General features: G+C 70.9%; 9 protein-coding genes and 1 tRNA gene. 1 reads left to right on the top strand and 9 read right to left on the bottom strand.

Annotated elements, in window-relative coordinates:
- Positions 1-77: 77 nt before the first annotated feature.
- Entirely contained in the window at positions 78-785 is a 708-nt protein-coding gene (locus tag ACWGIG_RS30500) for a TetR family transcriptional regulator (protein ID WP_453324916.1), read from the bottom strand.
- Positions 782-1,837 carry an acyl-CoA desaturase gene (locus ACWGIG_RS30495; RefSeq protein ID WP_453324915.1) on the bottom strand — a complete coding sequence of 352 codons (1,056 nt, stop codon included), beginning with the start codon at positions 1,835-1,837 and terminating at the stop codon, positions 782-784. Before ACWGIG_RS30495 ends, ACWGIG_RS30500 begins: the two co-directional genes overlap by 4 nt.
- 201 nt (positions 1,838-2,038) lie before the next feature.
- Here ACWGIG_RS30495 and ppc point away from each other — a divergent pair, with 201 nt between their 5' ends.
- Positions 2,039-4,771, top strand: coding sequence for a phosphoenolpyruvate carboxylase (ppc, locus tag ACWGIG_RS30490; RefSeq protein WP_453324914.1), 2,733 nt, complete (start codon positions 2,039-2,041; stop codon positions 4,769-4,771).
- 80 nt (positions 4,772-4,851) lie between these two features.
- Here ppc and pth read toward each other — a convergent pair whose 3' ends face one another.
- The 7 genes from pth to ACWGIG_RS30455 all read right to left on the bottom strand — a co-directional run.
- The gene (pth, locus tag ACWGIG_RS30485) at positions 4,852-5,463 is read right to left on the bottom strand and encodes an aminoacyl-tRNA hydrolase (RefSeq protein ID WP_453324913.1); all 612 of its coding nucleotides are present in this window, start codon (positions 5,461-5,463) and stop codon (positions 4,852-4,854) included.
- Positions 5,464-5,578: 115 nt separating this feature from the next.
- The gene (locus ACWGIG_RS30480) at positions 5,579-6,160 is read right to left on the bottom strand and encodes a 50S ribosomal protein L25/general stress protein Ctc (protein ID WP_453324912.1); all 582 of its coding nucleotides are present in this window, start codon (positions 6,158-6,160) and stop codon (positions 5,579-5,581) included.
- Between the two features lie 242 nt (positions 6,161-6,402).
- Positions 6,403-7,380: a ribose-phosphate diphosphokinase gene (locus ACWGIG_RS30475; RefSeq protein ID WP_362417927.1), complete on the bottom strand. Its 978-nt coding sequence runs from the start codon at positions 7,378-7,380 to the stop codon at positions 6,403-6,405.
- A 104-nt stretch (positions 7,381-7,484) separates the two neighbouring features.
- Entirely contained in the window at positions 7,485-8,930 is a 1,446-nt protein-coding gene (gene glmU / locus ACWGIG_RS30470; RefSeq protein WP_453324911.1) for a bifunctional UDP-N-acetylglucosamine diphosphorylase/glucosamine-1-phosphate N-acetyltransferase GlmU, read from the bottom strand.
- Between the two features lie 115 nt (positions 8,931-9,045).
- Positions 9,046-9,117: transfer RNA gene (locus ACWGIG_RS30465), tRNA-Gln, on the bottom strand.
- 127 nt (positions 9,118-9,244) lie between these two features.
- A complete protein-coding gene (locus tag ACWGIG_RS30460; RefSeq protein ID WP_453324910.1) occupies positions 9,245-10,132 on the bottom strand; it encodes a cellulose-binding protein in 888 nt (295 codons plus the stop codon).
- Positions 10,133-10,310: 178 nt separating this feature from the next.
- A partial coding sequence (locus ACWGIG_RS30455; RefSeq protein ID WP_453324909.1) for an SUKH-4 family immunity protein occupies positions 10,311-11,890 on the bottom strand: 1,580 nt, incomplete at its 5' end.

The raw sequence follows: 11,890 nt of genomic DNA, 5'->3' as shown, positions 1-11,890 counted from the left end.
CCCGCACCCCCTGCGAGGGGGTGCGGGCCATCGGACAGTACGGGGGAGGGGAGAGGGAGGAGTGAAGAAGCGCCGGGTCAGTTCTTGCGGTGCCCTATCAGGCGCGGCTTCGCCTCCAGGTTCTCCAGCCCGTGCCAGGAGAGATTGACCAGGTGCGCGGCGACCTCCGCCTTCTGCGGCTTGCGGACGTCGAGCCACCACTGGCCGGTCAGCGCCACCATGCCGACCAGGGCCTGGGCGTACAGCGGCGCCAGCTTGGGGTCGAAGCCGCGGGCCTTGAATTCGAGGCCCAGGATGTCCTCGACCTGGGTGGCGATGTCGGAGATGAGGGACGCGAAGGTGCCCGTCGACTGCGCGACCGGGGAGTCCCGGACCAGGATGCGGAAGCCGTCCGTGTACGTCTCGATGTAGTCGAGGAGCGCGAAGGCGGCCTGCTCCAGCAGCTCACGCGGGTGGCCGGCGGTCAGGGCGCTCTGGACCATGTCGAGGAGGGCGCGCATCTCGCGGTCGACCACGACCGCGTACAGGCCCTCCTTGCCGCCGAAGTGTTCGTAGACGACGGGCTTGGAGACGCCCGCCTTCGCGGCGATCTCCTCCACCGACGTGCCCTCGAAGCCCTTCTCCGCGAAGAGCGTGCGGCCGATGTCCAGCAGCTGCTCGCGGCGTTCCGCGCCGGTCATCCGGACGCGGCGGGTCCGCCGCGTCGCGGTGCGGGGCTTGTCGCCGCTCGCGCTCGGGTTCGTACTGCCAGTGCTGCTGCCGTCGGTCGCCACAGGCTCCATCATGCCGTTTCTGTCGCTTCGGTCTTACTTGGGGACTCTTCGTCCTTGCTCGGGGACTCGTCGTCGGTCTTGCGCCGGGAGGCCAGACGGGACGCCGTCGGCCAGCGCACGTCGTACGCCCAGCCTGCCTGCTCGGCCCAGCGGATGAGCCGGGCCGAGGAGTCGACCTGGCCCTTCATCACGCCGTGCCGTGCGCTGGTCGGGTCCGCGTGGTGCAGGTTGTGCCAGGACTCGCCACAGGAGAGGACCGCCAACCACCACACATTGCCTGAGCGGTCCCGCGACTTGAAGGGGCGTTTTCCGACCGCGTGGCAGATGGAGTTGATGGACCAGGTGACGTGGTGGAGGAGGGCCACCCGGACCAGCGAGCCCCAGAAGAAGGCCGTGAAGGCGCCCCACCAGGACATCGTGACGAGGCCGCCGACCAGGGGCGGGATCGCCAGGGACAGCATCGTCCAGTAGATGAAGTCGCGGGAGATGCGGCGGATCGCCGGGTCCCTGATCAGGTCGGGGGCGTACTTGTCCTGCGGGGTCTGCTCCTCGTCGAACATCCAGCCGATGTGGGCCCACCACAGGCCCTTCATCAGGGACGGGAGGTCCTCGCCGAAGCGCCACGGGGAGTGCGGGTCGCCCTCCGCGTCCGAGAACTTGTGGTGCTTGCGGTGGTCGGCCACCCAGCGCACGAGCGGGCCCTCGACGGCCATCGAGCCCATGACGGCGAGTGCGATGCGCAGCGGGCGCTTGGCCTTGAAGCTGCCGTGCGTGAAGTAGCGGTGGAAGCCGATCGTGATGCCGTGGCAGCCCAGGTAGTACATGAAGACCAGCAGGCCCAGGTCGAGCCAGCTGACCCCCCAGCCCCACGCGAGCGGAACCGCCGCGAGGAGCGCCACGAAGGGGACGGTGATGAACAGGAGCAGCGCGATCTGTTCGACGGAGCGCTTCGACTCGCCGCCGCGCGTCGCGAGCGGGGGCCGGGTGGCTGCCGCGGCGGCTGAAGTTCCTGGAGCCCCGGGCGCATCCGGGGCTTCCTTGAGTAGATCGGGGCTGATGGTCATGGAGGTCCCCTGTGGGGTGAGGGAAGCGGGTGATGCCTGGCTACGGTTCCGTAACCTACGGCTTCGTAAGTATGGCAGCGGTGAGGCCCGCTCGACGAGGCCGCCGAGTACCCGAATATGGGGGCACATATCCTGGGCCGTGTCGGACAGCGCGGTCCGAGTTCCTGCCTGACGCGTTCCCCACTGCAAGGAGCCGCACCTGTGAGCAGTGCCGATCAGACGACCCCCCACTCCAGCCCCGAGCTGCGAGCAGACATCCGCCGCCTCGGCGACCTCCTCGGCGAGACGCTCGTACGGCAGGAGGGCCCCGAGCTCCTGGAGCTCGTGGAACGGGTCCGGGCCCTCACCCGTACCGACGGTGAAGCAGCCGCCGAGCTGCTGGGCGACACGGACCTGGAGACGGCCGCACGCCTCGTGCGCGCCTTCTCCACGTACTTCCACCTGGCCAACGTGACCGAGCAGGTGCACCGCGGGCGCGAGATGCGCGAGCTGCGGGCGGCCGAGGGCGGGCTGCTCGCCAGGACCGTCGACCTCCTGAAGGACGCCGACCCCGAGCACCTGAAGCAGACCGTCAAGAACCTCAACGTACGGCCGGTCTTCACCGCCCACCCCACGGAGGCCGCCCGGCGCTCCGTACTCAACAAGCTGCGCCGCATCGCGGAGCTCCTGGAGACGCCCGTCATCGGGTCCGACCGGCGGCGGCACGACCTGCGCCTCGCCGAGTCCATCGACCTGATCTGGCAGACCGACGAGCTGCGTGTCGTACGTCCGGAACCCGCGGACGAGGCGCGCAACGCCATCTACTACCTCGACGAGCTGCATGCGAACGCGGTCGGTGACGTCCTGGAGGACCTGGCCGCCGAGCTGGGACGCCTCGGCATCGAGATCCCGCCGGGGACGCGCCCGCTCACCTTCGGCACCTGGATCGGCGGCGACCGGGACGGGAATCCCAACGTCACTCCGGCCGTGACGTGGGACGTGCTGATCCTCCAGCACGAGCACGGGATCACCGACGCGCTGGAGCTCATCGACCAGCTGCGCGGACAGCTGTCGAATTCGATCCGGTACGCCGGCGCCACCGACGAGCTGCTTGAGTCCCTCCAGGCCGACCTGGAACGGCTCCCCGAGATCAGCCCGCGCTACAAGCGGCTGAACGCAGAGGAGCCCTACCGCCTCAAGGCCACCTGCATCCGCCAGAAGCTCGTCAACACCCGTGAGCGGCTCGCCAGGGGCGCCACGCACCGCCCCGGCTGCGACTACCTCGGCACGAGTCAGCTGATCGACGACCTCACGCTGATCCAGACCTCGCTGCGCGAGCACCGCGGCGGGCTGTTCGCCGACGGCCGCATGGACCGTACGATCCGCACCCTGGCCGCCTTCGGCCTCCAGCTCGCCACCATGGACGTACGCGAGCACGCCGACGCCCACCACCACGCGCTCGGCCTCCTCTTCGACCGGCTCGGCGAGGAGTCCTGGCGGTACGCGGACATGCCGCGCGAGTACCGGCAGAAGCTCCTCGCGAAGGAGCTCAGGTCACGGCGTCCGCTGGCGCCGGTGCCGGCTCCGCTGGACGCGGCGGGGGAGAAGACCCTCGGGGTGTTCCTGACCGTCAAGGAGGCCCTGGAGCGCTTCGGGCCCGAGGTCATCGAGTCGTACATCATCTCGATGTGCCAGGGCGCCGACGACGTCTTCGCCGCCGCCGTACTGGCCCGCGAGGCCGGACTGATCGACCTGCACGCGGGCTGGGCCAAGATCGGCATCGTGCCGCTCCTGGAGACCACCGACGAGCTGCGCGCCGCCGACGTGATCCTGGACGAAATGCTCGCCGACCCGTCCTACCGGCGGCTCGTCTCGCTCCGCGGTGACGTGCAGGAAGTCATGCTCGGGTACTCCGACTCGTCGAAGTTCGGCGGCATCACGACGTCCCAGTGGGAGATCCACCGGGCGCAGCGCCGACTGCGCGACGTGGCCCACCGCTACGGCGTCCGGCTGCGCCTCTTCCACGGCCGCGGCGGCACCGTCGGCCGCGGCGGCGGCCCCTCGCACGACGCGATCCTCGCGCAGCCGTGGGGCACGCTGGAGGGCGAGATCAAGGTGACCGAGCAGGGCGAGGTGATCTCGGACAAGTACCTGGTGCCGTCGCTGGCCAGGGAGAACCTCGAACTGACCGTCGCCGCGACGCTCCAGGCGTCCGCGCTGCACACCGCGCCCCGTCAGTCCGACGAGGCGCTCACGCGCTGGGACGCGGCCATGGACACGGTCTCCGAGGCCGCCCACACCGCGTACCGGGGGCTCGTCGAGAACCCGGACCTGCCGACGTACTTCCTCGCCTCGACCCCCGTCGACCAGCTCGCCGACCTGCACCTGGGCTCGCGGCCCTCCCGCCGCCCCGGTTCGGGCGTCTCCCTCGACGGCCTGCGGGCCATCCCGTGGGTGTTCGGCTGGACCCAGTCCCGGCAGATCGTGCCCGGCTGGTTCGGCGTCGGCTCCGGCCTCAAGGCGCTGCGCGAGGCGGGTCTGGAGAGCGTCCTGGAGGAGATGCACGGGCACTGGCACTTCTTCCGCAACTTCCTCTCCAACGTGGAGATGACGCTCGCGAAGACCGACCTGCGGATCGCCCGACACTACGTCGACACCCTCGTGCCCGACGAGCTCAAGCACATCTTCGCCACCATCGAGGCCGAGCACGAGCTGACCGTGCAGGAAGTCCTGCGCATCACGGGCGGCACCGAACTGCTGGACACCAGCCCCGTCCTCCAGCAGACCTTCGCCATCCGCGACGCCTACCTGGACCCGATCTCCTACCTCCAGGTGGCACTCCTCAAGCGCCAGCGCGACGCGGCCGCGGCGGGCGAGGAGAGCGACCCGCTGCTCGCCCGCGCACTGCTGCTGACGGTCAACGGCGTGGCGGCGGGACTGCGCAACACCGGCTGACCGTCAGCGGGTCGGCCGACCGTAAGCGGGTCGAGGGCGGCGCCGGAGGTCCGGTGCCGCCCTCTTCCGTGTCGTACCGACTAGGAGTTGTACGTCGACTGCGCCCGCTCAAGGCCCTCGATCACCAGGGCCTCCACCGCGTCGGACGCCCGGTCCACGAAGTAGTCCAGCTCCTTCTTCTCCGCCGAGGAGAAGTCCTTCAGCACGAAGTCGGCCACCTGCATCCGGCCCGGCGGGCGGCCGATGCCGAAGCGGACCCGGTGGTAGTCCGGGCCCATCGACTTCGTCATCGACTTCAGGCCGTTGTGGCCGTTGTCGCCGCCGCCGAGCTTGAGCCGCAGCACCCCGTAGTCGATGTCCAGCTCGTCGTGGACGGCGACGACGTTCGCCGTCGGCACCTTGTAGAAGTCGCGCAGCGCCGTCACCGGGCCGCCCGACAGGTTCATGTACGACAGCGGCTTCGCCAGGATCACCCGGCGGTTGTACGGGCCGGGAGGCCCGATCCGGCCCTCCAGCACCTGCGCGCGCGCCTTGTGCGACTTGAACCTGCCGCCGACGCGGGAGGCCAGGAGGTCCGCGACCATCCAGCCCACGTTGTGGCGGTTCGCCGCGTACTCGGGGCCGGGGTTGCCCAGGCCCACGACCAGCCAGGGGGCCGAGGGGTCCGGCGGGACCGGACTCGGGGTGGTCATCTGCATGTCTCCTTCATACCGACAGCCCGCACGGACGAAAAACCGCCGCCCCGCGCCCTCGGGCACGGAACGGCGGCTGCACAGCGTGGGCCCGGCGGGCCCGGAGCTACGAGGCTCAGGCCTCGGAACCCTCGGCGGCGTCCGCGGCCGGCTCCTCGGCCTGCGTGGTGACGATCTGGATGACCACGGCCTCCGGGTCGGTGACCAGCGTGGTGCCCTCGGGCAGCGGGACGTCCTTCGCGAGGATCGCGTCACCGGCGTCCAGGCCCTGCACCGAGACGGTGACGGACTCGGGGATGTGCGTGGCCTCGGCCTCGACCGAGAGGGTGTTCAGCACGTTCTCCAGGAGGTTGGAGCCCGGCGCCAGGTCGCCCTCGGAGATCACGGTGACCTCGACGGTGACCTTCTCGCCCTTCTTGACCGCGAGCAGGTCGACGTGGGTGATGGTGCGCTTGATGGCGTCACGCTGGATCGCCTTGGGGATGACGAGCTCGCTGCGGCCGTCGATGTCCAGGTTCAGCAGGGCGTTGCTGGTCTTGAGCGCCATCATGAGCTCGTGGCCCGGCAGCGTGATGTGGACCGTGTCGGCGCCGTGACCGTAGATGACGGCCGGAACCTTGTTGGCACGACGGGTCTGGCGGGCAGCGCCCTTGCCGAACTCGGTACGGACCTCAGCGGTGAGCTTGACCTCAGCCATGACTGCACTCCTCGTAAGTGGTGAAAACGGGGTATGTCGTCACCCGGCCACACGAACGGCCCGCTGCGGAGCCTGCTACGAAGAGCGCGTCGATAACGGACGGCCTCAAAAGGCCTCCCTCGCCGAGCAACCCCGTGAGTCTAGCCGCACTATCACGTACGGCCCAATCGATCACTTTCGTACGGTACGGGGAAGGGCCGCCCGGAGCTTCCCGGACGGCCCTTCCCGCTGCGTACCACCGGCTAGGACTGCTCCTCGAAGAGGCTCGTCACCGAACCGTCCTCGAAGACCTCGCGCACCGCGCGGGCGATCGACGGGGCGATCGAGAGCACCGTGATCTTGTCCATCTCCAGGTCGCCCGGGTCCGGCAGGGTGTTCGTGAAGACGAACTCGCTGACCTTGGAGTTCTTCAGGCGGTCGGCCGCGGGGCCCGACAGGATGCCGTGCGTGGCCGTCACGATGACGTCCTCGGCGCCGTGCGCGAAGAGGGCGTCGGCGGCGGCGCAGATCGTGCCACCCGTGTCGATCATGTCGTCGACCAGGACGCAGACGCGGCCCTTGACCTCACCGACGACCTCGTGGACGGTCACCTGGTTGGCGACGTCCTTGTCACGGCGCTTGTGCACGATCGCCAGGGGGGCGTCCAGGCGGTCGCACCAGCGGTCGGCGACGCGCACGCGGCCGGCGTCCGGGGAGACGATCGTCAGCTTGGAACGGTCGACCTTCGCGCCCACGTAGTCCGCGAGGACCGGCAGCGCGGTGAGGTGGTCGACCGGGCCGTTGAAGAAGCCCTGGATCTGGTCGGTGTGCAGGTCCACCGTGAGGATGCGGTCGGCGCCGGCGGTCGACAGCAGGTCCGCCACCAGACGGGCCGAGATCGGCTCGCGGCCCTTGTGCTTCTTGTCCTGGCGGGCGTACCCGTACGACGGCACGATCACCGTGATGGAACGGGCCGAGGCCCGCTTCAGCGCGTCGACCATGATGAGCTGTTCCATGATCCACTTGTTGATGGGAGCCGTGTGGCTCTGCATCAGGAAGCAGTCGGCGCCGCGAGCGGACTCCTGGAAACGGACGTAGATCTCACCGTTGGCGAAGTCGAAGGCCTTCGTCGGTACGACACCGATACCCAGCTGATGTGCGACCTCCTCGGCCAGCTCGGGGTGTGCGCGGCCGGAGAAGAGCATCATCTTCTTCTCGCCGGTCGTCTTGATCCCGGTCACAGCAACGGTCTCCTCAGAGTGTTTCTGGCCGCCAGAAGCCTGCGAGCCAGCCGAAATGGTGTGCATCTACCACGGTACGCGGTGCACGGAGCACCTGTTTCCGGTCAGCTTTCGCTGCCGGTCTCCTGCGGTGCGGCCTGAGCGGCCTGGGCGGCGGCGCTGCCCGGACGCTTGCGGGCCACCCAACCCTCGATATTCCGCTGCTGGCCACGGGCCACGGCCAGTGAACCGGCCGGAACGTCCTTGGTGATGACCGACCCGGCGGCGGTGTAGGCACCGTCCCCGACCGTGACGGGCGCCACAAACATGTTGTCCGAGCCGGTACGGCAGTGGGAGCCGATCGTCGTGTGGTGCTTGGTCTCGCCGTCGTAGTTCACGAAGACGCTGGCGGCACCGATGTTGCTGTGGTCGCCGATCGTCGCGTCACCGACGTAGGAGAGGTGCGGAACCTTGGTCCCCTCGCCGATCGTCGAGTTCTTGGTCTCGACGTACGCGCCGATCTTCGACTTCACGCCGAGCTTCGTGCCGGGGCGCAGGTAGGCGAACGGGCCGACGTTGGCGGCGGCGCCGATCTCCGCGCCGTCCGCGACGGTGTTGTCGACGCGGGCGCCGATGCCGACCGTGGTGTCCTTCAGGCGGGTGTTCGGGCCGACTTCGGCGTCCGCGGCGATGTGCGTGGAGCCGAGCAGCTGGGTGCCCGGGTGCACGATCGCGTCCTGGCCGAAGGTGACCGTCGCGTCGACGAACGTCGTCTGCGGGTCGATGATGCTGACGCCGCTGAGCATCGCGCGCTCCAGGAGGCGGGCGTTGAGCAGCCGGCGGGCCTCGGCGAGCTGCACGCGGTTGTTGATGCCGAGGATCTCGCGGTGGTCGGCGGCGACGGACGCGCCGACCCGGTGACCGGCCTCGCGCAGGATGCCCAGGACGTCGGTGAGGTACTCCTCGCCCTGGCTGTTGTCCGTACGCACCTTGCCCAGGGCGTCGGCCAGCAGCTCGCCGTCGAACGCGAACACACCGGAGTTGATCTCCCGGATCGCGCGCTGGGCGTCGCTGGCGTCCTTGTGCTCGACGATCGCGGTGACGGCGCCCGACCCGTCGCGGACGATGCGGCCGTAGCCGGTCGAGTCCGGGACCTCGGCGGTCAGCACGGTGCAGGCGTTGCCGTCGGCGGTGTGCGTGGCCGCGAGGGCGGTGAGGGTGTCGCCGGTCAGCAGCGGGGTGTCGCCGCAGACCACGACGACCGTCCCAGACGGGCTGCCGCCGAGGGCCTCAAGGCCCATCCGTACGGCATGGCCCGTACCGAGCTGCTGCTCCTGTACGGCGGTGTGCGCCTCGGGGTCGATCTCGCCGAGGTGGGCGGAGACCTTCTCGCGGGCGTGGCCGACGACGACGACGAGGTCGGCGGGGTCCAGCTCGCGTGCTGCGGTGACGACGTGGCCGACGAGCGAGCGCCCGCTGATCTCGTGCAGGACCTTCGGGGTGGCCGACTTCATGCGGGTGCCCTCACCCGCTGCGAGGACGACGACGGCTGCCGGGCTATTGGCGCTCACGGTGGTGCCCTTCGGCTTCTTCGGGGGTGGACCTCCGCAGGATACCGGGGGGTTACGAGGGGGAAACGAGGGCGGGTCCCGACCTGGTGAGGCCGGGACCCGACAAGTACGACAGCTCCCCCACCAGGACTCGAACCCGGACATATGGCACCAAAAGCCACTGTGCTGCCAATTACACCATGGGGGATCATGGCGTCCCGAACCGGACATTGCGTCAGGCTGCGGGCTGCGACCCCAACACTATGCCGCACCACCGGCCTTCCACGCGACGGTAAAGGTCATCGCTTTTGGTCACGCGGGCGGCCGGGCAGCCCCTACTCCTCCAGTTCGGCCTTTCCCGTCAGGGCCGCCAGGCTGTTGCGCACGTGCGTCATGTGGGAGTGCACGGCTTCCCGGGCCTCGTCGTGCTCGCGCACCACCCGCTGCGTCTCGCGGACGATCCGTTCCTCCTGCACGCGGGCTGCCGCGACGAGTTCGGCGCCCCGGGCCTCCGCGTCCTCCTGGCCGTGGCGGGCTTCCTCGGCCGTTTCGGCGAGGGCTCGTTCCGCCTTCGCGAGCACGGATTCGGCGCGGGCCGTCAGTGTGGCGAAGCGTTCGTCCGCCGCTGCTTCCTGGGCGGCGAGTTCGTGTCCTGCCGCCTCCCAGCGTTCGGCGTGCTCCTTCTCCTGGGCCGCGAGGAGCGCCTCCGTGCGCTCCCGTGTCCCGGTCAGGCCGGCCAGGGCCTCCGCGCGCCACTCCTGCGCGTCCCGGCCCGCCGCGGCACGCAGACCGTCCGCCTCGGACCGCGCCGCCTCCAGCAGTGCGCGGGCCGCTTCCTCCGCCTGTGCCCGGAGCGCGTCCGACGCCGCCCGTGCGTCGTCCCGCGTCCGGTGGGCGGCGGCGCCGGCTGCCTCGGCGAGGGACGTCGCGTACTCCGCCGCCGTCGAGCGCAGCTCCTCGTACTCCTCCTCCGCCAGGGTCAGCAGCGACCGGGCCCGCCCGCCCAGCGATTCGTACGTCTGCGGCGGCAGCTGGGCGACCCGCTCGCGCAGGGCGTCCGCGTCCGCCTCCAGCCGCTTCGCGAGCGCCGTCAGCCGCGTCGCCTGCGCGAACGCTTCGTCGCGGGCGTAGGACAGTTCGGTGATCCGGCGGTCCACCTGTCCGGGGTGGTAGCCGCGGCCCCAGATCGTGGTGAGGCCGTGGGGTGACGTCGATGTGCTCATCCCTGTTTTCCCCTTACAGAACTCCGGCAGATCCTGATGGATCGGACTCCAGTGTCCATAAAGCGACACTCCGCCCGGTACTCGCCCCGGTCCGATACACGAAAGAGCCGGGGTACCCGACCTGCGAACAGGTCGGATACCCCGGCCGACACCGGCGACGCCGTGCGTCGGCCCCGTACTACAGCAATCCGTCCCACATCTGTTCCAGCAGCACCGACCACCAGCTCTCCGGCGACGCCAGCGCCGCCGGGTCCAGCGCGGCCAGCTGGGCCTGGAAGTCGACGGTCCAGCGGCCCGCCTGCTCCGGGTTGAGGCCGAAGCGCAGCCGCCACATCCGGCCGAGGAGGGTGAGGGAGCGCACGAACTCGGGCAGGCCCGTGTTCACGAACTGCGGCGGTACGGGCTGCCCGCCGGGGCCCGCCTCCACCGGCACGGCCACGATGTTCGCCGTCCCGTACTGGACGCAGATCGCCCGCCCGAAGTCCGAGCCCATGACGAGGTACGAACCCGCGTCGGACGCCGGCTGCACACCGCGCTGCTGGGCCAGCTCGGCGAGGGTCGGGACCGGCTGGCCCGGCGCCGCCTGCGCCCAGAAGAACGGCCCGAAGTCGACCGGCAGCCCGGCCCACATCAGCGTCATCGCCACGACCTCGGGCACGCCCTGGCGCGACACCGCGCCCTGGTCGAACCGGAAGATCGCCTGCGGCCCGAACGCCGAGACCAGCTCGTGCGCCACACCCTCCGGCGGAACCGGCGGGATCTGCATCAGCTGGCTCGGGTGCGGCAGCGGGGCGCGCACGGGAGCGGGCCGCGCCGGGCCGTCCGCGACCTGGTGCAGCTCGCCCTGGTGGGTGAGCAGGTGCTGCATGCCCTGCTGGCGGGACGCGTGGTCCGAGCCGTACGGGGCGACGCTCGTGATCCGCACCTGCGGCCAGGTCTCGCGGATCATGCGCGCGCAGTAGCCGCCGGGCAGCTCGCAGGACGCCAACTCCGTGTGGAGTTCCAGGACTTGCTGCGGCGGCACCTGCATCGCGCGCAGCTCGTGCAGCATCTGCCACTCGGGGTGCGGGGTGCCGGGCGCGGAGCGGCGGATGAGCTGCTGCTCGGAGCCGTCCTGCGCGCGGTAGCGCAGCACCGCCTGGTAGCCGGGGCCGACCGTCGGCAGCCCGGACGGCTGCTGCGGCGGATAGCCGTACGCGGGCGGCCCCTGGTGCGGCTGGGGCGCCTGGTGCTGCGCGTGCGGGGGCGGCATGTGCGGCGGAGGCATGTGCGGCGGCGCCTGCTGCTGCATGTGCGGCGGCGGCAGGTGCCCGTGCGGCGGCGGCACGGCACCGGGCGGGCCGGGCGGACCGGGCGGCTGCGGAGCACCGGGGCCGCCGGGCGGCGGGCCCGCGAGCATGGTCGCGGCGTGGTGGACGCCTCCCCCGGGAGCACCGGGAACGCCAGGAGCTCCCGGCGGCTGCGGAGCGCCCGGGCCCTGGTTCGGTCCCGGCGGCGGCGCGAGCATGGTCGCCGCATGGTGAACTCCTCCGCCCGGAGGCTGGGTCGATCCCGGAGCGCCGGGCGCGCCGGGAGGACCGGGCGGGCCGGGAGGGGCCGGACGGCCGGGCGGCTGCACTGCCCCCGGGCCGCCCTGACCGCCCATGCTCGGGTCGGACAGCATCGTCGCCGCCTGGTGTACGCCGCCACCGGGCGGCGGCGTGGCACCGGGAGGTCCGGGGGGACCCGGCGGACCGGGCTGCCCCGGCTGCTGCGGGG

The sequence above is a fragment of the Streptomyces sp. NPDC054863 genome (assembly GCF_053610825.1).
Note: the sequence above shows the minus strand (reverse complement) of the source record. Positions and strands in the feature narration are given on the sequence as shown.

Bases quoted from the DNA above. Each gene is read 5' to 3' on its own strand.
- ACWGIG_RS30500 (WP_453324916.1), bottom strand. From the start codon at position 785: ATGATGGAGCCTGTGGCGACCGACGGCAGCAGCACTGGCAGTACGAAC.
- ACWGIG_RS30495 (WP_453324915.1), bottom strand. From the start codon at position 1,837: ATGACCATCAGCCCCGATCTACTCAAGGAAGCCCCGGATGCGCCCGGG.
- pth (WP_453324913.1), bottom strand. From the start codon at position 5,463: ATGACCACCCCGAGTCCGGTCCCGCCGGACCCCTCGGCCCCCTGGCTG.
- ACWGIG_RS30480 (WP_453324912.1), bottom strand. From the start codon at position 6,160: ATGGCTGAGGTCAAGCTCACCGCTGAGGTCCGTACCGAGTTCGGCAAG.
- ACWGIG_RS30460 (WP_453324910.1), bottom strand. From the start codon at position 10,132: ATGAGCACATCGACGTCACCCCACGGCCTCACCACGATCTGGGGCCGC.